This is a genomic window from Corynebacterium minutissimum (assembly GCF_016889765.1).
Taxonomy (GTDB): Bacteria; Actinomycetota; Actinomycetes; order Mycobacteriales; family Mycobacteriaceae; genus Corynebacterium; species Corynebacterium minutissimum_B.
The window spans coordinates 2,571,393-2,594,686 of sequence record NZ_CP069533.1 but is presented as its reverse complement, the minus strand read 5'-3'; the positions used below and the strand labels follow the sequence as shown (position 1 = coordinate 2,594,686).

General features: G+C 57.6%; 28 protein-coding genes. 7 read left to right on the top strand and 21 right to left on the bottom strand.

Annotation, left to right across the window (positions count from 1 at the left end):
• Positions 1-40: 40 nt before the first annotated feature.
• Positions 41-1,834: a GmrSD restriction endonuclease domain-containing protein gene (locus tag I6J26_RS12240; protein WP_115021891.1), complete on the bottom strand. Its 1,794-nt coding sequence runs from the start codon at positions 1,832-1,834 to the stop codon at positions 41-43.
• A 277-nt stretch (positions 1,835-2,111) separates the two neighbouring features.
• Between I6J26_RS12240 and I6J26_RS12235 the strand changes: the two genes are divergently transcribed.
• From I6J26_RS12235 to I6J26_RS12205, 7 genes are all read left to right on the top strand, one after another.
• The gene (locus I6J26_RS12235) at positions 2,112-2,693 is read left to right on the top strand and encodes a hypothetical protein (RefSeq protein WP_181815364.1); all 582 of its coding nucleotides are present in this window, start codon (positions 2,112-2,114) and stop codon (positions 2,691-2,693) included.
• Positions 2,694-3,091: 398 nt separating this feature from the next.
• On the top strand, positions 3,092-3,289 hold the full coding sequence (locus I6J26_RS12230) for a hypothetical protein (RefSeq protein WP_115021886.1): 198 nt from the start codon (positions 3,092-3,094) through the stop codon (positions 3,287-3,289).
• 9 nt (positions 3,290-3,298) lie between these two features.
• On the top strand, positions 3,299-3,544 hold the full coding sequence (locus I6J26_RS12225; protein WP_115021884.1) for a hypothetical protein: 246 nt from the start codon (positions 3,299-3,301) through the stop codon (positions 3,542-3,544).
• Between the two features lie 9 nt (positions 3,545-3,553).
• Entirely contained in the window at positions 3,554-3,691 is a 138-nt protein-coding gene (locus I6J26_RS12220) for a hypothetical protein (protein WP_181815363.1), read from the top strand.
• Entirely contained in the window at positions 3,688-4,212 is a 525-nt protein-coding gene (locus tag I6J26_RS12215; protein WP_115021882.1) for a hypothetical protein, read from the top strand. The genes I6J26_RS12220 and I6J26_RS12215 overlap by 4 nt, the downstream gene beginning before the upstream one ends.
• Complete coding sequence (locus I6J26_RS12210) at positions 4,212-4,442, top strand: hypothetical protein (protein ID WP_115021879.1); 231 nt, start codon at positions 4,212-4,214, stop codon at positions 4,440-4,442. Before I6J26_RS12215 ends, I6J26_RS12210 begins: the two co-directional genes overlap by 1 nt.
• A gap of 91 nt (positions 4,443-4,533) precedes the next feature.
• Positions 4,534-4,752 (top strand): hypothetical protein, encoded by a 219-nt coding sequence (locus tag I6J26_RS12205; protein WP_115021877.1) that lies wholly within the window; start codon positions 4,534-4,536, stop codon positions 4,750-4,752.
• A gap of 248 nt (positions 4,753-5,000) precedes the next feature.
• Here the strand turns inward: I6J26_RS12205 and I6J26_RS12200 are convergent, their stop codons facing one another.
• The 20 genes from I6J26_RS12200 to I6J26_RS12110 all read right to left on the bottom strand — a co-directional run bounded on the left by I6J26_RS12200 (position 5,001) and on the right by I6J26_RS12110 (position 23,294).
• A complete protein-coding gene (locus I6J26_RS12200; RefSeq protein ID WP_204084465.1) occupies positions 5,001-5,348 on the bottom strand; it encodes a hypothetical protein in 348 nt (115 codons plus the stop codon).
• 5 nt (positions 5,349-5,353) lie between these two features.
• Positions 5,354-5,752, bottom strand: a complete 399-nt coding sequence (locus tag I6J26_RS12195; RefSeq protein WP_115021874.1) for a hypothetical protein — start codon at positions 5,750-5,752, stop codon at positions 5,354-5,356.
• Positions 5,753-5,769: 17 nt separating this feature from the next.
• Entirely contained in the window at positions 5,770-6,195 is a 426-nt protein-coding gene (locus I6J26_RS12190; protein WP_115021871.1) for a hypothetical protein, read from the bottom strand.
• Positions 6,188-7,672 (bottom strand): glycoside hydrolase domain-containing protein, encoded by a 1,485-nt coding sequence (locus tag I6J26_RS12185; protein ID WP_115021869.1) that lies wholly within the window; start codon positions 7,670-7,672, stop codon positions 6,188-6,190. The genes I6J26_RS12190 and I6J26_RS12185 overlap by 8 nt, the downstream gene beginning before the upstream one ends.
• 108 nt (positions 7,673-7,780) lie before the next feature.
• Positions 7,781-8,041: a carbohydrate-binding protein gene (locus tag I6J26_RS13020; protein ID WP_115021867.1), complete on the bottom strand. Its 261-nt coding sequence runs from the start codon at positions 8,039-8,041 to the stop codon at positions 7,781-7,783.
• A gap of 90 nt (positions 8,042-8,131) precedes the next feature.
• A complete protein-coding gene (locus I6J26_RS12180; RefSeq protein WP_115021865.1) occupies positions 8,132-8,434 on the bottom strand; it encodes a hypothetical protein in 303 nt (100 codons plus the stop codon).
• A gap of 22 nt (positions 8,435-8,456) precedes the next feature.
• Entirely contained in the window at positions 8,457-8,747 is a 291-nt protein-coding gene (locus I6J26_RS12175) for a hypothetical protein (RefSeq protein WP_115021863.1), read from the bottom strand.
• Between the two features lie 388 nt (positions 8,748-9,135).
• Positions 9,136-9,579 carry a hypothetical protein gene (locus tag I6J26_RS12170; RefSeq protein ID WP_147279333.1) on the bottom strand — a complete coding sequence of 148 codons (444 nt, stop codon included), beginning with the start codon at positions 9,577-9,579 and terminating at the stop codon, positions 9,136-9,138.
• Positions 9,580-9,584: 5 nt separating this feature from the next.
• Complete coding sequence (locus I6J26_RS12165) at positions 9,585-10,460, bottom strand: collagen-like triple helix repeat-containing protein (RefSeq protein WP_115021858.1); 876 nt, start codon at positions 10,458-10,460, stop codon at positions 9,585-9,587.
• A gap of 11 nt (positions 10,461-10,471) precedes the next feature.
• Positions 10,472-12,211: a hypothetical protein gene (locus I6J26_RS12160; protein ID WP_115021856.1), complete on the bottom strand. Its 1,740-nt coding sequence runs from the start codon at positions 12,209-12,211 to the stop codon at positions 10,472-10,474.
• A complete protein-coding gene (locus I6J26_RS12155; protein WP_115021854.1) occupies positions 12,211-13,074 on the bottom strand; it encodes a hypothetical protein in 864 nt (287 codons plus the stop codon). The genes I6J26_RS12160 and I6J26_RS12155 overlap by 1 nt, the downstream gene beginning before the upstream one ends.
• Complete coding sequence (locus I6J26_RS12150) at positions 13,074-13,781, bottom strand: hypothetical protein (RefSeq protein WP_147279332.1); 708 nt, start codon at positions 13,779-13,781, stop codon at positions 13,074-13,076. The genes I6J26_RS12155 and I6J26_RS12150 overlap by 1 nt, the downstream gene beginning before the upstream one ends.
• 49 nt (positions 13,782-13,830) lie before the next feature.
• Positions 13,831-20,112 carry a phage tail tape measure protein gene (locus tag I6J26_RS12145; RefSeq protein WP_115021850.1) on the bottom strand — a complete coding sequence of 2,094 codons (6,282 nt, stop codon included), beginning with the start codon at positions 20,110-20,112 and terminating at the stop codon, positions 13,831-13,833.
• 27 nt (positions 20,113-20,139) lie between these two features.
• Entirely contained in the window at positions 20,140-20,307 is a 168-nt protein-coding gene (locus tag I6J26_RS12140) for a hypothetical protein (RefSeq protein WP_181815362.1), read from the bottom strand.
• Between the two features lie 188 nt (positions 20,308-20,495).
• Positions 20,496-20,876, bottom strand: a complete 381-nt coding sequence (locus I6J26_RS12135; RefSeq protein WP_115021848.1) for a hypothetical protein — start codon at positions 20,874-20,876, stop codon at positions 20,496-20,498.
• A gap of 107 nt (positions 20,877-20,983) precedes the next feature.
• Positions 20,984-21,763, bottom strand: a complete 780-nt coding sequence (locus I6J26_RS12130; RefSeq protein WP_115021846.1) for a hypothetical protein — start codon at positions 21,761-21,763, stop codon at positions 20,984-20,986.
• Between the two features lie 12 nt (positions 21,764-21,775).
• Entirely contained in the window at positions 21,776-22,195 is a 420-nt protein-coding gene (locus I6J26_RS12125) for a hypothetical protein (RefSeq protein ID WP_115021844.1), read from the bottom strand.
• A complete protein-coding gene (locus tag I6J26_RS12120) occupies positions 22,164-22,442 on the bottom strand; it encodes a hypothetical protein (protein WP_239121795.1) in 279 nt (92 codons plus the stop codon). The genes I6J26_RS12125 and I6J26_RS12120 overlap by 32 nt, the downstream gene beginning before the upstream one ends.
• A complete protein-coding gene (locus tag I6J26_RS12115) occupies positions 22,435-22,800 on the bottom strand; it encodes a hypothetical protein (RefSeq protein WP_115021842.1) in 366 nt (121 codons plus the stop codon). The genes I6J26_RS12120 and I6J26_RS12115 overlap by 8 nt, the downstream gene beginning before the upstream one ends.
• Positions 22,797-23,294 carry a hypothetical protein gene (locus tag I6J26_RS12110; protein WP_115021840.1) on the bottom strand — a complete coding sequence of 166 codons (498 nt, stop codon included), beginning with the start codon at positions 23,292-23,294 and terminating at the stop codon, positions 22,797-22,799. Before I6J26_RS12110 ends, I6J26_RS12115 begins: the two co-directional genes overlap by 4 nt.

Sequence of the window (23,294 nt, the reverse complement as noted above, 5' to 3'; positions counted from 1 at the left end):
CGCAGCGAGACATCCCACTGCGAGCGCCACCACTAGTGCTTTAGTGTGCAAAAGCCTGCGGGCCCTCCTCACCACCAGACAGGTTGGCTTCATCGACGTCACGAATGACGGCCTTATTCAAGGCATATTCTACGATGCCCACGAAACGATCGCGGCGATCGGCAAAGAACTGATACGCACTCTTGGAGGTCAAAAGCTCCGGTTCCAGCTCGTGGGAGGCCAGCACGCTATCGAACTCGGCATCTTCCATGATGGACTTGGACTGCACGCGCGGAAGGTAGCGCTCCGGCGAGTGGCCATCGAGGACAACTTCGGTGCGTTTGCCCATCGGAGTGCGGTTGAGCACAGAGTTGGCCAACACGGCGCTTACTCCATGACGCTGGCACCACGATAGCGGGAAGATCGGGAAGAAGCCGGGTTTGAGGTCCTCAAAGGTGTGGCGGTTGAAGGGCTGGCCGGTGCGCCAATCCTTCGCACCGCGCGCCATAAGCAGCGCATAAAGGCCATGCCACACGCCGTCATTCTCGCTGACGGATAAAAGACGCGATTCACGGAAGGAAGCATCGCGCACCGTTTGGGGCACGAGCTCGGTCTCCCCTGCTACCCATGCGGTGACCTCGTCAACATCACGTGCGGCGCGCAGCTTGACGGCCGAAGAGCCATAGAGTTCACCAAAGACACCGCTCCAGAACCATTGGTTGAGGCGGTCCCACGAATCCTGTGTGGAAAGCACACCTGTCCGCTCGGCGAGGCGAGCAAGGATAACCGCGAGCGGAATAATCTGCTCGTTGTACGGCACCTGGTCCAGGGAGAGGATGCAACGCTCAGTCAAGAATTCCGCAACCTCACGGAAGGTAATGACGAGTGTCGACGAAGCAGCGCGGTACTCAGCCAGGGAAAGCTGCAGGATATCCTCGCGCTGCCCGCCAGCTGTGCCCTTCTTACCCGAGACCAGCAAGGAGACCGCGGAGAGGAACTCATTGCGGCCAATGCCATCGAGTGCCGGGAAGGCACGCAGTTGCTTCTCGACGTCCCCCCAATGCTCCGCCAAGTGGAAATCCGGATCCTCGGACGCGAAAACCGCGGTGAGAAGGTCAAAGACGTCCATCTGCAATCCAGCGGAGTTCACTTGGGCAAAAATGGAACCGATACCTGCTTGTGCAGTCTCGCGGGACAAGCGAATCATGGGCACGTCATAGCCCGAAAGCGGGCGCAGGATACGGTTATTAAAGGCAGCGACAACATCGCGATTCACACCATTGTCGGCCGCAGCCAATTCGAAGAGCATGCTCGTGCCTTCTTCGCTCAGCAACGCGGAGACGGGGATACAGCAAGCATCAATAGCGGCCTCACGGTTTGCCAGCGAACCCTCGATCTCCGGAGCAAAGTGGGACTGCAGCTCGCCATGCTGGTTCACCGCAAAGACAGCCTCATCCGGCATGATGTCCTCACCCGTGGCCGTGCGCAGATCGACGTAGAACTTGCGGGAGACTTTCTTGGAGCGAAAGTCCGTCGTGTCCACGTAACCATCGCCGCGGAAGCAGTGGTAAAGCGAGGTGAGGCGCTGCTGACCATCCAGGAGAAGAAGGCCTGGGTTCACTCCGGTATCCGGCGCGCCCGCGAGCGGGCGGGGGCGGAAACGCATCGTCTCGTTGCGAGTATCCAGCGCCAAGAAGGCGCCCAGCGGATAGCCGCGCAGGACGGTCACGATGAGAGAGCGGATACGGTCTTCGTCCCAGGAGTAGGCACGCTGGAAATCTGGAAGCTGGATATCCCCGCGATCAATGCGGGCAAAGAGGTCAGAAAGGTCATAGCTTGGCGTGGTGTAACCCATGGTTCTGAGCCTACTCGCAGATGTGAGATCGTGCCCGTTTATGAGCGAATCTTACATGGCAACCCGAAACCATATCCCTACGTCGCGTTGGTCGGGTGCCCCCATGTCCAAGCCTTCTGATTTCATCACCATTGAGGAGCGAGTCATCTCGATGAACCTGCCCCGGTAGTCGAGAAACTGGCCCTCCCCTCTACATCGAAACTTGCAGAGTAAGAACGATGAAACAACAATGCCTCGACCTCGACTACTCGCAAAGCACAGGAAGCAAAGTTAGGATATGAACCATGAATCTTCGGACGGCACTCAGCGACATGGGAAAGATCCACATGTCTCAATCAGAAAGAGTGAGCTCAGCCGCCAACCAGGCGCGTCTTCGCAACCAGACCCGCAGAACTCGCGCATATCGGAAGACAGCATCAACGATCCGCAGACAAATAGCGATTCGCTCCCTGGTTTAGGAAGAGTCCAGATCGGACAAGATCCCTTCGCTGTTTTTACGCACGAGGGACCCACGCCCTTGCCTGCTATTATCAAGCAGCACAATGACATTTCCCCGGGATCCGGAGACCGAATCATGGATGATGCCCACGAAGACATGGTCCTTGATCGGAAGTTAACCGAATCTTCTTTCCTCTATGCGATCTACGAATCCAAAGTTCGATTATGGACTGCGGTAGGACTTATTGTCGCGGCTTTCGTTTCAATCCCGCTGTTTCTATTTTTACTCGAGCCTCCGGAATCGATTGTCGGTTGCGGGATGGCGGGCTTGGCTGCGTCCGCACCCTTAATCAACACCCTCTTGAGTTCAAGAGGCAAACGAGACACTCTGGAGCAGGGCCTTCAAGGAGCACATCAATAAAACATTCGTACCGCCCCTCGTGCTTGGCTGTTAAAAGTCATCAGCACCAGGGGTGGCAGGGTGTCATCAACCAGAGGTTGACTCGTCCTTAGGCAGTAGCGTCCAATGGGTTTTTGACCCAGCTCATAAGTTCAGCACGAAACGCCTACCAGCGGGAACCGAATACGCGCTGGTCAGAGTTGTGCCACTAGTGCCAGGAATGCCAGCAACGCCACGTATGACAGCCGGGAAGTGGGATCCATGTGGGATCCTGCACCGCCATGAACGCCCGGGGATAGTCCAGCAGAGCGCTAATGAGACGTTCACCACACTCCCCAATCTTTCCGTAATGTAGAGTTGACACATTTAGCGCCCATGGATTAGAATAGACATGTAAGCAAAAGAGAGAGGAAAGAAAAATGATTCTTTACGGACACCTTGCCGAGGAAGCCACCTTTACCAACGACAACGAGACGGTCCAGGTCCCCGCTGGCGCCCTAATCGAAGTAAACGGCGAAGACCTCGCAGACTGCGGCGAATCATGGGCATACGTTCGCGAAGGTGAACATTTCGGAGCCGCCGCCATCATTTCTATCCACCAAATCAACCCCGCCTAAGGACCCACCATGCACCACGCAGAGACCGCCGAACTTACAGATTTCGTATTCGCCAACATCCCCAACACCAACACCCGCGCCGCCGACGAATTCCGCACCGCGCTCGAAACCTTCCTCGATACCTACGTAAAGACCGACCACCGCATCAACGAAGAAAACTTAGACTGCACCGCCGAATTTCTACGCAACCTCGCCCGCGGCGCACAAGAGGCCGCCGAAGTGGCCGAGGAAATCACCGCCGAAATCTACAGCTAAGGAACCGCCATGAATACCGACGCTTTTACCCTCGGGTACTTACGGGCAATTCTTCAAGATCACCTCGACGCGGACACGGTTGAGGAACTATTCAATAAGGCCGAGGAAGCCGCACAGGAATTTGCCGAAAGAATGGAGAAACGATGAATCAGGTAATCACCCGCGAAGAGCTCGCCTCCCTACTATCCGCCTACTGCGGGATCACCCCTCCGCTTCCGGGTCATATTTTGGCAATGGATCCAGATCGCGCCCCGGATAGGTGGACAGCGACCACCAGCAACGGGGTAGTAAAAATAGCCATATCGCACGCCACCGGGGCAGAGCTCATGAGGAAACTCGCCGCCCGGGCGCGGGAGGAAGGCCGCGATTTCCAGCGGTACGTACAAGAGTTCATTATCTACCCGCCCGCGGACTTCCTCACCGATCCGGATAGCACAGAGCTGCGGCGCATGCGACGGGAAACGATGGACCGCGATGGAATGCGACGGAAGTTAGACCTCGCCGGCATGCGGTACAAGCTTGCACAGGAAGCGGTCGAGCGGGCGCGCGATGAATGGCACGCAGAGATACGGGCGGCGGTTGAGGCGGGAATGATGAAGTCCGAGGTCGCCCGGATAACGGGCCTGGCCCGCCCGTACATTCATGCAGTACTTAAGGAAGGCAAGTAATGACTTTTGACGTTGCATTCATGAAAGACGGTATTCATCTCTTATATAGCGACGATTACGGAACTCACGTTAAGACGATCTTCATCCCGCATATCGAGGCTTCCCGCGCGATGGCCGCGGGCGATTATGAGTTTGAGCACCAGGAGCGGGATATTTACAGTTACCTTTTGGAACATGGGTACAGCCTTCAGGGGCTTTACACGCGGAACCCGATCGCTATCCAAAATTAGGGATTTTTCCGTAATCTCCAGTTGACACATTTAGGTTTCATGGGCTATAATGAACACGTAAGCAAAAGAGACCGGGAGAAAGGAACCCGAAATGACCCTGTACAGCCGCCGCGATGAAGCCATTAAGCGTGAAATCATCGAACCCCTCGGTGAGTACGCCAACGAATTCGACACCGACGCCATTGCCGACGAAATGATCGGCTGGCACGACGAACACAACGCAAAAGGCGAAATCAACGTCAACCGCTCCGGCTTCCGCATCAAGGAAGGCGCGGACCTCTGGGAAATCATCGAGCGCCACGCGCTTTAACCCTCGGGTTGCGCAAAAAGTAACCACCCGTTAAACTACAAGGCGTCCCCGCGTTAGCGGGGGTGAGCCGTTGCCGATGTTCACCCATTGCGCTGTAGCTCAAACTCTCCCCGCGTTAGCGGGGATTTTTTCTTTCCTACCCTAAAACGCGAAAAAGCGGCCCCGCCACCCGGGGAGCCTAACCGGGAAACGGGGCCAAAAAATACAATAGCTGCCTAGCGAGATACAGCCCGCCACCACCGGGGGCTCTAGCCGTTCACCACGTCATCGTGAACATCCGGGGGGAGACGCGCAATCCTCAGCACGTCCTCCGAATTCCGCGCGATACGCCGCAAACCACCAATCGCCGCCCAATACTTCCGCCGAGTCGCTTCAACCGTAGACTGCAGCGTTTCCACCCGCGACCGCAAAGCATCAATTTCATTCTGCTGGGAATCCAACCGCTGCATGATTTTATCCGTGAACGAATCCCAATCAGGGGCAGCGGCTTCCACCTTTTTCGCATCTACGCTAGCCCGCGCGGTTAATCGCGCACCAATCACGCCGAGCACCGCGGCCGCCACCGTACCAATCAGGCCCGTAAGCTCGCCGTCCATATGCATCAATCCCCCTTAAGGACCGGGACCTCCGCGGAGTATTGCAGACGGCCGCGCGAAAACGCCCACAAGGCAAGCGCGGTCACCGCCCCGTAACCGATTGAGGTAACCCAACCGCGGCCTCCCATGGCAAGGAAGGACACGGACCACAGGAAGTGCAGACCGATTCCCGCCCCCACCGCGGGCGGGGTAAGCCGCGGGTAAATAATCGCCGCCAGGCACAGCACGCCACTTATCAACCAGGGCCACGCCCACATCGTCGGCGGCGCGATATGTTCAAGCAAATGAGCTGGGGAGCGTTCCTGATTCACCATGAATGGCATGTACGAAATCCCGCGCATGAGCGCCGCCATACCGATAATGAAAACCCCAACGGCGTCCGAGCTAATCCAATTTCGGTTCATTCTTCCACCCGCCCCGTTTATCCGTACAGGCTAAACCGGCGCTCGGCGGCAGCATGCCGAGGGGGCCGGGAGGAATCGGGCGGGAGGATACTAGCCGCGGGAACGGGCTCCGCGTCCGGGGCGCCAACCTCCTCCACCGCGCCGGGCGCAACATCCACAGTTTTGCCGACTTCCATGTCGTAGGAATCCAGAATACGGGGAAGCGCGGAAGGCGGGATTCCACCCTTAGTAAGAGCAATCACAAGGGCCGCCGCTAGGCTGGTAACACAGCCCACCACCACGGCGAACCAATCAGGCGCGGAGGTAAGCTGCTCTATCAGCGTCGACCCTACCCACACCACGGCCACCGCCACCGTGATGAATGTTTCCTTACGCTGCAGCACGAAGGACTGCCGAGCCAGCACAGAGGCCACCGCCGTTGAAATCGCATCACGATTATTCATGACGTCCCCCCACCTTCACGTTCATCGTTTCCTGCAGGGAAACAATTTTTCGCAACGCAACCGAAATATCCGAAAGCGTATCAGCGATGAACGGCAACATGTTCGCGTGCATATCTTCCAGCTTCCGATCCGCCTCGAGGGCGTAGCCAATCGCCGTATCGGAAAAGACCTCGCCCTCCCCGATTTCACCCCGGCGCAGCCGTTCCAAATCGTATCGGGAATCAAACGGATCGGAAATTTCATGACTGAGCTTTTTCACCAATCGCAGCAGCTCACGCTGATCATTATCGTTCAAGGCGGGCATGAAGGAATCCTCCTGTGGTTGAGTAATCAGGTCGTACCAGCGCTGGGCTTCATTCATCCACAGCTGGTGATATTTTTCGCCGCTAGCCAGGTGATAGGGGCACGCGGTCGCCGAATGATCACGGTGATCATCAATGTTCACCCCGTATTCAGGGCGGCCGAGCCCATGCACCGCGCACAATTCCGCCGCCAACTGCGCACCGCGCTTAATCGTTGCTTCCGCAATAGGCCAATCCTGCTCGGGCCCGCCTGAATTAGAATGTTCGATGATGATGGAGGAAGCGTTAGAGGAATCATTGTTCCCCCACGCGGTATCCTCCACCCGTACTAGCTGCCCTACGTGGTTCCCCTGTACCGCGAAGTGCGCCGAGGCCCGCCTGGATTGCCACCACCTATAGCAATCATGGGCATTACCAATCCCGCCCATATGGTGGCGGGTGATACGCCGAATTTTTTGGCCACCACGCCCCCGGTTGAAGTGCTTATTTAGCCACACTTCCTCGTCGACGCGGACCACCGCCCGCGGAACCGACTTCCCGCGCCGGGCGGAGGAAGCCGGGGCCTGGCCCCAATAATCATGCAGCACGTCGTTAATATCAATCTTCACCCCGTCGGGCCCCGGGGTGTTCGCAACTCCCTGGTACAGCACAGCTTCCGGGGCGCGCGCACCCTGAGACCACGCGGGGGTCTGCCAGCCGAGGACTTTCCCGCCTCCGAGGTCGGCGACTACCCCATCTTCCGCCGCCCACGCAATCACGCGGGAATGACCGTAGATACCTACCCGGCTCCGGCCGAGCACATCAACGGCGGCGCGGAAGTATTCCACCGCGGTCGAATTCCACTGAGAAAGGGAGATATCGAAATCGACGGCGAAAAACACCGGCCACCCGGAACGGCCGAGGGTGTCCAAAGCTGCCTTAGCAGATTCCGCGTCCTTCTTCCCGCCGGCGTAGCCGCGCATGGAATCCGGATTGCTAGCCCCGCCGTATTGCCACACGAAAGCCTGCTCCAGGCCGGCGGCCTCGTAATCCGCCACCTCGGCGCGGCTAATCATCTTCCCCTTCATCCACGGATCGCGAGGTGGTGAAATATAGCGCACCGCCCCGCCGTACCCCGCGGCCTTCACAGACCGGCCAGAGGGAACCCCGGCCGAAAAATCAATAACCTGCATCATGCACCTCCTTAGAAATCAAAATCGGCAGCATACCCAATCTGCTTCCAGTACTCGTACTGGTTCCATCCACCGCCGACGTCGTTTTAATCGGGGGCCGAGGGACGGGACTTATTGCACCAACTTCCAAAAGCCAGATTCCGCAATGCCAGTCCACGGTCGAGTGTCTAGGTCTGACCAGTGGTCTTGAATACAGCGGAACGTTCGCCCCTTATCAGCCGTAACCAGGTCACCTCTACGGTAAGTCACGCCAGGCCTCCACTTTTGAGGCCCGGACGAATACACTTTCTTGCCGTTTAGCCAGGCTTCCTTAATTTTCCGCCCGCCGAAATACAGCTCTTTCGCCTTCCGACCACCAAGAAACACAGGCATAAATTATCCCTTCACGTTGAGTTACAGAGTCACGATGTTCTTCAGAAAAAGAACGGTAGTTACGCCCAGAGTGGTCGCCGGGTCTTCTCCTTATTCGAGCTTGAAAATTATGAGCGGCTGGTCATTATCCGTTTTGGAGATGACGTACCACATCCAGCTTTTTCCGGTCACCGCACTACCATTAAATGAGGTGGAGGGGCCATTAGTACCGCCTGAGCGGGCGATTGCGTAGATAGCTCCGCCCCCTGGGGCATGAATGAGAAAATTTCCGTCGACTAGCTTCAGCCGACCATCTCCGCTATCTGATGCCCACGCGGTTGAGGACACTACCCATTTACCGCCCTTAAAATCGGCGGTGATAAAGCGCGGCCCGCGTACAAGCTTCAACGCCATTAGCGCCCACCCCCAGCGGGGGCTACAGCTGGGTAAGCATGAGCGCGTCGCCCTTTTTCGCGTACATGGACAGCAGGTAGTCCCCCTCCTTTATGGTTACTACTTTTTGTTGCGCAATCTTCACGCCCATTTCGGAGGGGCGTAGTTCCACGGTTGAGGTTTCCGTAAGCTCCAGCCAATAGGTGCCGGGTGGCGGGTAAATACGGCCAATTCCCCACGTCTTCCAGCCGTCCGGGGTACCGCCCATGATTTCCCACTTCTCGCCGTTGTAGAAAAACACCACCGGGCCTTGCCGAATTTTCTTTAGCGCCATGCTGCCACCGCCTTAGCCAGGAGGCGGCAAAGTTTCTTAGACCGAGGGGGGGGGGCTGTTTCCACTACTAGCTGCTCAATAATCAGCGTGTAGTTCTTAATATTGGATGACACGATAGCGTCCCCCTCGGATACCCGCACTACCGAACCGTTAGGCGGGTAGTTCCAACCGTCCTTCATCCGCACGGCCGGATTAGCCCCAATCCCGGTAATCCGGTAAATCCCAGCCGGGGGCAGGACGCGCCCATCACTACTCCACATTGACCACCCTGCAGGTAGTGGGGTCGCCGGATGCGGGCTACTAGTCTTTTCATCTTCAGCACGGCCCGACACATACAGTTGCGTCACCGGCCCCGGTTTAATCAGCTTCAAAGCCATAGTTGTTCTCCTTATTCCGGTATGACATAAAGCACGCCGTCCTCGGGGGACGCGGGCGCGCTATCCACAAGGCGAATAAGGGCCCGCAAATCATCCCGGCTCGCGTACTCAGAATGAGTGTGATCACTATCCGATTTCTTCCCCACCGCCTCATCCACATAGCGCCTAGGGGTTGCAGAATCACCCGTCACCGGGTCCGGCACCGTGATAACGCCGTTATTAAAACGCCGGACAATCGAGCCGCCAATGTTGTTGTATTCCACCGGCGGCAGGTCACTAATATCCGCCATCGAGTGCTTATGGGAATCAGGCGTGAATTTATTGGGCTTATTGGTAATCCCGTCCCACGAAGTCGTACCAGGCGGGCCGGGCTTCCCCGGTTCCCCCGGCAGACCACGCTCGCCGCGCAGCACCGTTATTTCCTCGAAACCGCCCTTGCCGTTAGGCACCATCATCCGCATTATTCTTCCTCCCAGTAGCGATTATCGTTTGTGACCACATGCACACACGTTCCCGGCGGCACCTTCCCGGACATGGCGAGGGCTTCCTCGTCGGAGAGCACCGCGACATAATTCGAGATGGGGCGGTAAGTTTCGCCCGACGGGTCGATCCACACCACGTTCTTGTTTTCGGGCTCGGTTTCCGATACCACCACGCCCGCAGCACCCCGTAGCGCTTCCAGCTGTTGTTCAGTGAGTTCCTCGAACTTTACGGTGCCGTCGACACCGTCCTCGCCCTTATCGCCTTTATCGCCCCGATCGCCTTTATCACCCGGCGGGCCCTTAGGACCCCGGTCACCTTTAGGGCCCGTAAGCGGCGGGGAAGATTGACCATTAACGGTCAGAACATCATTGTTCCATGAGGTCGACGCCGCCATTTTTTCCGCCCGCGACGCCGCTTCCGCCGCCGAGCTCAGCAGCCCCTCGGCGTTAGATTCCAGCGCCTTCAATTCCCCTAACGAGGCTTTAGCCGAGGAAGCTGCCTCCTTAGATTCCCGCACCGCTTCCAGAGCATCCGAGGCTAGACGATCCAATTGGGACCGGGTCGCGGAATCCGCCAATTCCGCCGCGCCTACCGCCGCCGCCAAAGAACCGCCGCCCTCGGGGACAATCATCTCGAGGACTTCCACCGGGCCGCGGGCCCTTAAAAGGGTGACAACCACCGGGCCGGGGGCGGCATCAAATTCCAGCCTTCCATCGACAACATCCACGTAATCGGTGGAAGTTGTGATGACCGCCCCATCATGTTCACGGGCCCGCGGCGCACGCACCGACGCACGCTTTACATCTTCCGGGCGGGTAGTGACGTATTTCAACGTTCCAGTAATCCGAGCCATGACCGGCCTCCTTAGAATCCTTCCGTAAAGGTAAACACTTCACCCTCGGGGTAGTCCTTATACCCCGCGGGCCGCACGAGCACCACGCCAACGCCGTTCCGGTATTCCGCCGGCGGAATGACAGACCCCACGTCGGAGGCGTCCCACCATTTGCCCTCGGTTCCCTTAAAAGACACAGGTTTATCAAATCGATAACCGCGACCTCGCCATGCGAAAAGACCGACATGTCCGGCGCCGAAATGAATAATTCCGCCTTCCCGGCCGGCCGGATAATCGGACGAATGGAATCTATTCCTATCACGGGCAACAAAAACATACTCAGCTGGATCATTACCCACATAGGGGGAAATCTGAATGTGAGCGCGGTTAACCTTCATCTGCAGCGCACCACGCGTGAACCTTTTCCGCCGCTTAGAAGTATCCGTGACCTCGAACGTATACATATCAATGGCGGAATCGCCGCCAATCATGGACTTCAGTTCAACTTGCACATTCACGCGCCCTATCCATGAGCCGCGGGCAACCACATCAAAATAGCCCTCGCCGGCCGAGGTCTCTAGGAGTTCATCGTGAATAATCGTATCCCGGCCTTCATGGTGATAGATACGCACGCGCTGCGCTTCATTCCACCGCAGTGCGTTACCATGCATTTTTCGCGACAATTCTAGGGAGTTGATAGCCCGCCGATTCGCCAAAGCTAGCTCGGTTTGAGCGTCATCTATTTTCTTTTGCGCTTTCCACAGTTCCGTATTGAGATTCAAGTACGCCGGCACTAAACCATTAGTGGAGCTCTTACCCTGATTAGATAACTGGGAATTGATGGAGGACAGAGAGCGTACGAGGTCATCCGGGGCCGAGCTATAGCCACGCAGGAATCGAACTACCTTTTCAACGTCTGAATTGGTGAATTCCAGCGCTTTTTTACGCGCTTCCGCCTCCCCCGAAACCGCGTTCTGAATCGCCGTATTACGGTTATTCGCCTCCCGCTCAAGGGCTTGACGACGAGCCCGTGATTCTTCCACTAGCGCGTTAGAACGCTTCCGGGCTTCCGCTTCCAGCGCTTCACGCCGAGCTTCCGCCTCCTTTTCCATTGCTTCACGCCGAGCTTTCGCCTCTTCATCCAGCGCTTCCTGCCGGCGTTTAGCCTCGGTTCTTTCGTTGTTCCGCCGCTCGCGCCGTTCATCGGCAATCATGCGGGCAAGCTCCGAATTATCCCGATTCCGGGCGTCATCATCGAAGATTGGGGAATTACCCACCCGCACCCGATACCGGCGCGCCGCCCCTACCGAGGATTCCAAAGCGATTTCAGTAACGGGTAGGAAAAAGACCTTATTCCAGAAAGCAATAGAAACGATATCGCCCACATCGAAATCGACATAGGGCTCCAGGCCGCCGAGGCCCGCGTTATCAATTTCCCGCTCTAGTACCGCTTCACCCGCGGTCCTATTAATCGCCGCATCCAGTACTTCCTCCACATTGGACACCCCGGAATCAGGGATCGGGGAACCCCAATCGTTGAATTCCCGCGCCGTGATATTCACATCATTTCGCACGAAACGCCGCCCCATACGGCCCGGGGCGCGGTCGAAATCGGCGAAATACCCAAACTTCCGGTCATCACCGGCCGAGGGGCGCTCATCCTCCGGTATGGAATCAGGCCACGTAACATTCCACACGCCGAAAGAGTACGCGGCCAGGGAGCGCAGGATCGTGACCTCGCCGCCGTCGGCAATGAGAGGGTGAAGCGCCATTAGGTAGCCTCCTTCATTTCATCAATGCGGATAATCAGCATGGGGCGCGGCCACGATTTCGTACCACCGCCGCGCACCACTACCGGATCATCTCCCGGCCACCACATGTCCACCCGTAGATACAGGCCGGCGTTCTTCAGCGGCGCGGCGATAGTATCCAGCACGTAATCGTCGGATGTTCTTAGATAAATTTCCGCCGAGGAATCAGCACTTCCGCCGTAATCCACCACGGCGTGCTCATCGCCTTCCCACCCCATAAGGCGGTTCACACTCTTTAAGGAATCATCGACGAAATCCCGGATTACACTCCGCGCACGCCCGCGCATGGTGTACCCATCTGCCGCGGCGGCGAAAGGTGCCCTTGCCAGCTTCCGCGGAGTCTTATACGTAATACCGGAAGCATCTTCCCGGAAAGTTTGAAAGCGCGCGTTTTGCACTTCCAGCGGAATAGACGGCCCCGGCCAAAAGGCTAGACAATCCACCGCGTCGACGCCCTTAATCACCAACGTATCCGGAGCCGCCGCCCCGGAAATCGTGGCATGTGTAATGAAATAGGCCAAGCGCGGCCGCCCCGGAACTTCCACAATCAACATGCGGGTCGGGCCTTTAGCCGGCACCAGGCGGCCGGCCTCATCTTGCACCCCGATACCGTCGGCAATCAGCTCATCTTTAATCGGGGTATCCGCCGGGGCATGCAGGGTGAGCTCGAATTCCGATACCGCCATTCGGTTACGCGGGAACTTCAGCGACTCGAAGGGCGGTACTTCCATGAAGGGCTCGCCGTTTTCGTTGGCGATACCTACCCAGAAACCGTCATCTGCTACAGCCTGCCTAATGTGATTCCGCCAATCAGGGAGTTTCATCACAGTTCCTTTTCAAACGGATCGAATACCCCGATTTCCCATACCAGGCGCGCCCCCGGGGGAACGGTAAAGTCGCGTTCTTCACCCCGGGGCACGCTTTCGCCTACTACCCCGGCCTTCCGGGTGAGAATACGGTCGTATTCATCGCCGCGGAAGATACGGCCGGAATTGCTACGCGCTAACGGCACGCGGTGCTCCTCATTAACCGCGGGAAGTGTGAAACTAGCGCCGGAAGGCAGGATAACGTCACCTCCGGCGCCTTCCCACACGATTTCTGGCCATATGGGAACATCACCGTAATTCGTCACTGTGACAGTACCCTCGCCGGATAGCGGCACCGTCCACACACCGGGAGAATCGGCAATCACATCAACCTTCACCCGGTCGCCGCATTTCGGAATCGCCGCCGGGAATTTGAACGCCGCCGGGAGGCGCACCGCCAACCGGTACCGCGCCCCACCAATCGACAGCACCAACCATGAGTACTCCCACGTTGACCACGCCCGGCGGAAATCATGCCAATCTTCCGGGGATTGCACTACAACGCCGAGACTTCCAGTCATTGGCGTAATCACGCGGTCCCGGAAATCAATGATTTGGCCCGGAACACCAACCGCCTGCACCGGGTGGTCCTCGAAGGAGCCGGTAAGGCCTTCCACCGTACCGGACTCCACCCCGATAGGGCCGGGCTCACCATCGGCAATCAAATTGAAAGTTTCCCCAGTTGGAGAAACTAGATCCAATTCGTAGAACACGTTATGCCCTCACCCTTCCAGATACAGCGGCGCCGCCGAGCCGCGGGTTTTCCATCTTTTCCAATCGCAATTCAATATCAGCGTTCTGCTTACGCATCGCCTCCTGAATTTCTTCCAGCTCGCGGACTGACAAAGCATCCTTACCTTCCGGAATTTGGAACACAAGGGTGGACTTTTTATCCGCGATAGCCTTCAGGCTCTTAGCCGTATCGCCCTGGTAGGTAGCAATATCGGCAATCGCCGCCCGCACCTCATCGTTAGTAGCTCGCCAATATTCGGACCAATTGGAATGCGAATCGCGCTCCAGTTCCTTAGCCCGGATACGGTCAGCTAGTTCACCCTTTTGGTTCCGGTATGCCAGCTCCGCGGTACCGCGCTCAATAGTGGAGCTCAGCTCATTCTGGGAATCCTTCAAATCAATGAGGTCGGTTTCCCACTGCACCTTATCCAGAGAGCGCGCCGCATCGCCGAGCGGAGAATTGTTGATCAGGTCATCGATATCACCCGCACCACCAAACAGGCCCATGAAGCCCGCCCCGGCGGTCATCTTCCGAATTTCCTTGTCGGTCATTGCGACACCCTGGAAATCATCACGGGCTGCCAGCTCGTCCATTTCCTTTCGGATTTGTTCTTGACGGCGGTTAGCGTTCTTGTAGTAGCCGTTGAACCAGTTAGCGGGATTCATCCATGTCGAGGCCTGCGCCTTTTTCGCTTCAATTTCCGCGTTTTCACGCGCCAATTTCGCGTAGCGCTCACCTACCGTAGCGCCTACCTGGTCAAATCCGAAGGCTTCCCGAGACAGGACCGCCAACTTTTGCATTGCCTTTTGCATATTGCGTGAGGTATCGGCAAGGTCCAGGACCGCCATATGCTGCGAATGAACCGCATCCAAATTGGCTTCCTGCGCCTTCAGCTCTTCAATTTGCATACCGACATGAGCGGCCTGCAGGGCTTCATACGCGGCCATGGTTTCATCGGACCATTCAGACATATTGTCCAGCGCCGCGTCGGTATCTTCCTTCACATTCCAGCGCCAACGATCGGTAGCCAACGACAAATCGGTATACATCCCGATATTGGACTTCATGTCCTTACGGCGTTGTTCATCGAACGCGGCCTGGGCTTCCGCCACACCCCGCGCCGCCTTCAGGGTTGCTTCCGCCCCGGCGATTTGGGTAAACCGCGTCTGGCGGGCTGCTTCCCGAACATCGATATGCGCAGCAACGAAGTCCAGCGCCAGGCCCACCACGGCCTCCCGCTGTTTCGCAATGAGTTCCGTAAGTTCACGTACGGAACCCATCATTTCAACAACGCCGCCCCACACCGCGGTGCGAGCCGCCGTGAAGTTGGTAATCAGCGTATCGATGACATCAAAGACGACGTTGGCAACCTCAATCGCGAGCGCAATCTGCGCCTGCCCGGCGGCCTTAGCAATATCGGCCGCAGCGCCACGCGCATTAGACAAATCCAGCTCGGCGGCCAACACCTTTTCTTGTGCCGCCTTAATAGCCTCCTTCTTCTTTTCTTCCGAATTCGCCTGCTTATCCGCAATATCCTCGCGGACTTCCGCCAACTTCTTTTCCGCTTCAGCAATCTTTTCGGGCTTACCATCTTTTCGGGCCTTAGCCAACTTTTCTTCAGCGGCGGCTAACTTGCGCTTATCGTTCTTATCCAGCTCAATCGCCCCGGATTCCGCTTCCTTCAGCGCCTTCCGCGCCTCGGCCAAAGCCTCTTCCTTATCGGCGATATTCTTCAGGGCCTTGTCATGCTCGTCGTACTTTTGCAGCACCGCATCATGACCGTCCACAATCCCGGCGAATACGCGGGTGTAGGTATCCAGACCGGGCAGTTTGGTGAAGGTATCGAAAAGGTCCTTCACGGAAGCCGTTCCAGCCCACGCCGCGGACCATGAGGCCGCCCGCGCGTTATCTTCACCAATCAGGCGCGACAGATGAACGCGCGCCCCATCGGTTTCACCCGTCCACGCCGCAGCCAGCTCCCGCATAGCCGGGATGAGAATATCGGCAATCACATCCGTGGTGGCCTTCAGATGGGGCACCATTTCGCCAACCTGCCTAATGAGCTCGGACACGCGGTCCCAATGTTCATCGGTAAGCACCGGCTCCGGCCGGCCGGACAGATTCAGCGCCATGGCGCCATGAGGCAGCCAGCCGCCCCGGTCGTACAGCCTGGTCAGCGCCGGGAGAATACCGCCGAGCGCGTAGCCATGGCCATGACCCCACATAGTTGTGAGGTCGGTTCCATACTTGCTCTTGTAGTAGCGCAAAGCGGCGTTCATGTTAGCCCACGGGTCACGGCGATCATTCGGCAAGGAAGGATCGCGGAAGTCGGCGAACGTTCCCGGGATAATCTGCAGCAGACCAAGGCCCGCGGATTCACCAGTGCCGTTAATATCCACGATTTCCTGCGCCCGGTCCGGGATACCGCTGGACTCCGACATGATTTGCTTCAGCATGGCGTTCACCTGCGCCGGGTCATCGGCATTAAATCCGTTACGGCGCATCGCCGCCATAGCCATTTCACGCCACGATTCCACATTTCCCGAAGTACCGCCGGGCCCGCCATAGTTATCGGATTCATCCGCCTTACCCAGAATGAAGTCCTTAGCCGCATCCCACAGGGAACCAAACATGGCGCCGGGTAGCTCGCCAATGATTCCGGGGGCCTTAAAGGAATCCACCTTTTCCTTAACGGCGTTAATAATCGGGTTAAACAGGCCGGACACGCGGTCACGCAGGGAGGCAAACACCGCCTGCGCCCCATCCCACACCATCTCGACCATGGTCTTAGGATCGCCGAGGGGCTGCGGAGAGGCCACGTGCACGTGATTACGGTGCTGGTTCATGATGGAAGCGCCGTACCACCCGAAACCATCGCCCTTATCCTGCCCGTTCTTCACGTTGTGGTTAAACGGGGAGTGAATGAGCTCTAACAGGCCCTTACCGTAGTTATCGAAGAGGTTTTGTGCCGCCGAGCGCATCTGCGGGGTGGAATCCGTTGAGTTTGAGAAATCCACCGCCAGGCCACGCCCGTGATTATCGTTGGAGTTTCTAAAGGTAGAGGTGATCGTCATCATCGGGTAGTACTTGTGTACCCAATCGACGATCGAGCCCACCACACCACCGGCGGCGAAACCGCCGAGCTTCCCGGAATCGGGACCGTACAGGAAGTCACGGACACCCTTCACGCCACCAATTCGGGCAGCGGAGTTAATCCCATCAACCCAACCAGAACCCAACACGCGGCCGGCCTCCGGGCGGAGGATCGGCTCACCACCGGAAAGACCAATACGCATACCGGTATTCGGTTCGATGAAATCATACACGTCCCGGCCCGGGGTATAGCCCGGGAGGATACCGCCCGTGGAGAATCTATACTCGGGAAGTTCATCCAGACCGACCAATTTACCGACCGCGTTCCACGCCTTACGAATACCGTTGTTGTACACGGTATTCACCACGAATTCCACAGGTCGGCGGGTCAGATCCCGAATCATATCCCACGCCTTACCGATACCATCAACCGCCACGTCGAACGCTGCCTTAACAGAATCAAGAGCGAGCTTCAGACCGGCAAAGACAGTATCGCGCACAAAGACGAAACCGTCATTCAGCATCGAGGTCATCCAATCCCACTTACCAGAAATCCATTCCAGTACCGGGGAGATTCCCTCTTCCCATAGCCAGGAAACGGCGGCGGCGAAAGCTTCAATAACGTTAATCCGTACCCATTCCCCCATTTCGCCTAGCGCGTTACCGACCCAGTTCCAGCCGTCGACAATCATGGAAAAGACGGGTTGCAGGCCGTTATCCCACAGCCAGGTCGCCCCGGCCACGATTGGATTCCACACGCTATTTTGAATCCATTCCGCCCCGGCAACCAGGCCGTTGACTAGCATGTCGAAACCGGCGCGAATGTTATCAAAATACGGGCCGAGAGCGTTGTCCCACAGCCAGGAAGCCGCGGCACCAATAGCCGGGAAAATAACATCCGTCACGATAGACGCACCGGCCTGGATAGCACCTACCAGCAGGTCCCAACCGGACTTAATCAGACCGCCGATAGGCTTCAGGACGTTATTCCACAGGCCGGAAATCAGGGAACCGATACCGCTAAAGACCGGCTTAAAAATATTGCTCCACGCGAACTGGATCGCGGTTGAAAGCACATTCCACCCCGCGATGAACGGGTAGATAGCCGCGGTTCCCACTACAGCGAAAGTAACTTTCAGGGCGTTAGCAATCCACCCCAAAGCTGCCTTACCCGCGTCCCACACCGTGATAAAAGCATCACGCACGCCGAGGAGGAAGCCAACCACCGGGGAGTTCTCTTCCAGACCGAAAGCACTAGCCAAAGCGCCGGTAAAATCACCATCGACAATAAGCGCCTTCAGGCCGGTAAACGCATCGCTAATCCAATCGATACTGGACTTAAAAACCCCGGTAAACTTTTCCCACCCGGCCGTTAGACCGTCGGTAAAGTTCCCCCAAATTTCCCGCCCGGTTTCGGTCTTAGTGAAAAATATGGCAAGTCCCGCCACCAGGGCGGTAACCGCGGTCACCACAAGGAAAATCGGGTTAGCGTTCATCACGGTATTCAGCGCAGCCTGCGCCGCGGCAACACCCTTAGTAACCGCGGCATGCGCCTTTTCCACCGCCGTAAGCTTCATGAGCCACTGCAGGAAACCACCGGCGGTCGCGATCTTTTGCTGCAGCACCAGGGCGCCATACGCGCCAGCGAGAATACCCACCGGCACCGCGGCCGCGGCGATAGCACCCGCGGAGCGGTCTACCCAATCAACGAATGAGGATACCGCCGGAATCAGGGTAGAGGTCATCCACTCGGCAATGACTTCAAGCTTATCCGCGGCGGTTTCCATAGCGCCGCCCGCCAAATTAAAGACCGCTTCCGATACCGGCTCAATCGCCAACAGGGCACGGTTCTTAAACACCTGCCATTGTTCCGCGAAGCTCATGGTTTCTTCCGCCACGCCGAGGATCGTGTCCTCGGTAGCGCCCGTAGCGGCCATGAAATCATCCACCGACAAAGTTCCGGTCTTAACCGCGTCGACGAATTGCGCAGCGCCGCGCGTACCGAAAAGACCGCTAGCCATATCGATAGCCTCGATGGACTGGCCGGAAGCTACCAGTTCATCAATCTGTTCAATCGTTTCCATCAAAGCGGAAGGCGCATCACGGCCTTCCTTAGCAAACTCAGCCAGAGCGCGCTGCATGCGCTGCATGGTGCCATCCGCGTTAATACCGGCCTTATCCAATTGGCCGGCAAGGGCAGCGGAATCGCCGAGGGAGAAACCGAATTCGCGCAGCGCCGGGCCGGCCTTCACGGCCGAATTAGACAGCTCGGTAACGCTCAGCCCCGTAGCCTGGGACACCTGAAAAAGTTCATCGAGGGCATCAGGCATGCTTTCGGCTTCCACGCCGAAACCATTCAGGGCCTGGGAAACGGCGTTAATATCGGCATCGACCCCCAAATTTTCCAGCTGGATCATTTGAGACGCGAACTTTTCCAGAGGCTCCCCGGTCAGCCCAAGACGGGTATTGATATCCGCCACGGCGGTACCAATATCCTCAATGGAAGCCGGTACCTCGGCCGCCACATTCCGCGCGGTATCCTTCAGGCCTTCCAGCGCCTCGCCGGAAGCACCGGTACCAACACGGATAGTATCCCACGCCTCATCAAACGTCGTTCCGATTCCGTACAGGGCGCCACCTACCGCGGCAATCGCACCGGACACCGCGGCGAATGCAAGTTTGGTCTTATCCAGCCCGGCAATCAGGCCGTCGGAGGAATCCCCCGCCGCGGCCTGCGCTTTAGCGAAATCGCCGGTAGCATCTTCCGCCTCTTGCGTCTTTTTCGTTAAGTCAGTTTGAGCGCGCTGCAGCTTCACATTAGCGGCTTCCAGCGCCTTAGTATTCAATTCTTCATCGCGCTGCGCCTTAGCCAGGTCGGTGCGGGCCTTAGCAATTTCGGAGGCCTTAGCATTTTCCTTTTCCATGACCTCGGCCAATTTCGCGCTCGCGACCGTAGTCTTATCCGCCGCGTTAGCCTGGCGAACCCGCGCCCGCTCCACCTGAAGGGTCGCCTTTTCTACCGCGCCTTCCGCCTTTTTGACTTCACGCGCCATAGAATCAGCGAAAGTCTTACCGGCCTGCGCGCCGCCCTTTTCCGCGCCTTTACCGACTTCCTTAAAGAATCCATCAAAAGACGGAAGGATCGGCACGTATTGAGCGTCGCGGGCCATGGTAAGACCTCCTCAGGTTCAGCGGGTTTAATCAGGTGAAAGTCCTTGTAGGTATTCAAGGGCCGCGGCTTCATCGCCTTCATCCACGCGGCCGAATTGTTGCTTGTCCTTGTCCTCGCTCCACGGGTAGGGCTTCACCCGGGGGAAGCGCAGGCCGCGGGCCTGCTCCTTAGAAAGCTGCCTAGCGAGCAGCATTTCAGACCGCGGGAGGCCCTGCACCAATATCCACAGCAGGCCATGGAGTGATGACCAATCATTCCCGTCCCGATAGGCGCGATGAAGCGCCGAATCATCGGGAAGGCCTTCAATGAGTACGCGCAGCCGGCGGGACGTAATATCACCGCGCAGCCAATCCGCGACCGGGTCCCCGCCGTACGTGGCGCTTAGCGCCGCTTCGCACGCCTCTGGGAACGATTGTAGTTCTGGCGGGACTGGATTTTTCCCACATGTTCAGCATGGTCCTGCATAGCCCAGCCAATCATGGAGAGGGGATCCACACCGGCCTCATTGGCCTTTTCGATGAAGGCCTCGGCTTCATCGCCGAGGATCAGGTCGGTCATTTCCGCGCGGAGCGTATCGCCGAAAATAATCCCGTCGGCGGCATCTTCACGCAGCTCGGTATGGCGGTCGTTCCATTCCGAGGAAGCCAGCTCGGGGGCGACGAAATGGAAGGTAGTACCGGCGAATTCCACCGGGAAGGTATGAGCATCGCCAACAACTTCACGACGCTTTTCAAGCAGGGCATCAAGGTTAGTAGCTGCCATGGTAGACAACCTCCTAAGTTGTGAAAAAAGGGGTGGGTCAAAAGGGTTGTGGGTCTAAAAGGGGTGGGGCCGCCGCGACCCACGAACGGCGACCCCATTTTTTAGGACTAGGAGGTTTCACCCTCCGAGTTAGTTTCAGCGCCAGGGCGCGGGGCCTCCTCGGTACCAGCATTATCGCCGGAACCGCCCGTATCGGCGTTATCGCCCTCACCGGAAGCCGGCGGGTTAGACCAATCGCCCGGGTTACGGCCGGAATTATCCGCCTCGAGGGTAGAGCCGGCCTGGCCCGGCTTCCAACCTTCAAGGAATTCACGGCGGATAGAGTAGCCGAGCTCGTTATCAAGGTTGGTCTTGAAGGTGAACTGGTACCCCACCAAATCGGTCTTAGTGTAGGTAATTTCACCACGCTCGGAGACAGACGCCGCCGGAAGCAGGAAGCGGCGCGCCTTCTTACCATCGATGACGTCGATACCGAGACGGAACTGGAATTCTTCCGGAAGCTCCTTACCCTGCTCGAAGGACACCACGCCGGAAGCGGAATCAAATTCCATATCTTCCGCGGCCACACCGTAGTACAAGGCGTTAGCCAGGCCGCCGATAGACCACACGGTCGCCTGGAACGTGAATTCCTGAGACGCGACCTGAGAGCGCTGGGAGTTCTGCGCCTGCCACGGGGTCCAATCGTTGCGCTCTTCATTCAGGGACTCGGAAATACCGGAATCGGCAATCCAACCGAAATCAACAAAGGGCTTCTCGTAAGCGCCCATGTTTTCGGGCATTTCGGTACCCGGCGGGGCGTACATGAGGCGCCCGGTCACGCCGAGGTTCAGTAGCTGGGTGGAGTAGTTAGGGGCAGTAAGGTCAACCTTAGGTGTTGCAATGGCCATGAGAAATTCCTCCTACAGGAAATTGGATTCATCAATAGGTGAAGCAATAGACACCGTGAGGCCTATCCGCTTCACCCGCGGATTACGATCAAGCATGATTTCCGGGCGGGTAACATCCAGCACCCGCGTCGAATCGGCACGCACCCGAGCTAGGAAAATTCGCAGAATAGCGGCGCGCTTCATCGCCTCACCGCTGCGCATCATTTCCGGGCTCACGAAAAAATGGAGATCAATATCTTCCACATCCACGCCGAGGACGTTTAACCCCGGGCGGCGTTCCGCTGGTCCGGCCGAAAATAGGCCAATCGTAGGAAGTTCTTTCAGCTCGAATTTATGCGGTAGGTCCACGTGCACCGGGTAGGGAAAATTTTCCCCTAGCGCGGTGACGAGTAGTGCGAAATTATCCACCGCGCACCGCCCGCCGTAGCGCATTAGTACGCGGAACCTCTTCCGTTCCCTGCTCTTCCGCACCATTGTCAGACACCACGGAAGCGTAGAAACGGCCCCCGGGGCGGATACCAGAGGTCACGGAATAGTTAGCAGTCCCGCCGGATTCCCGGGAAAGTTGAGTAGCACGCCGCGCCGTCTTATGAGCGCGGTCAATAACCGCGGCCTGCAGCTTTTTATCCCGATTCAGGGAATCCCACATCTTCATTTGCCAGCCCGGATAATTAGCCATCGACTACCTCCAAATCGGCTTCCAAATGATGCACTACCCCGGCGTTCCACGGGTCGGGCCACCGGGCAGGCTCGCCGACTACCGCTAGCTCCATTACCCCGCCGACACGTATCACGCTTTCCGCCGAGAGTTCCGGAATATCAGTCCCCGGCGGGGTAATAAGTACGTAAGACGTAACCACCTGGGGGCGATCGTCATCGCCCTCCGAGGTCCCGCCGAATTGAACCGATACTTGAAAAGGGACTTCCTTCCATTCCGGGTTATCCCAATCCAGTACCGGCTCGGAGGAATACACGCTGTCGACTTCCCGCGGGACCTTCAGCTCCAGGCGCTGGTTAAAAATCAGGCCCCCGGTCATGGCCGAGCCCCCAACTTATAGAAATCGACCAATCGCCATTCCGTTGACTGCGGGGTCGCAGCACCGGGCGCGCCGAGGGAGATACGGCCCACGGTATAAGACGATTGAGGCTGGCAGGACCGCGCCGCCATGGCCTTCACCACGCCGATAACATCCACAGGATTATCGAAACCATGGCGTATTTTCGCCTCAACCTTCCGCGGAACCCCGTCCCGGCGGGGCTTTAGCCCGGGAACGTAGACGATACCGGCCTCATCATAGGTAAGGGCGGACACATCTACCGGGCGGGAATCCACATGCAGGGATTCCACTTCCACAAGGCGTTTCGTTGGAAGGATCACCTGGCCGTCACCGGGAACCAGGATTGCCAGTTCTTCATCAATGACCGGGAAAATATGCCACCCGCACAGCTGGCGCAGCGTAGAAACAGCCCGGTCAATGGCCTCCTGAGGAACCTGCGGATCAGACGATTCAACGCCGTGCTCGAGTTCCAT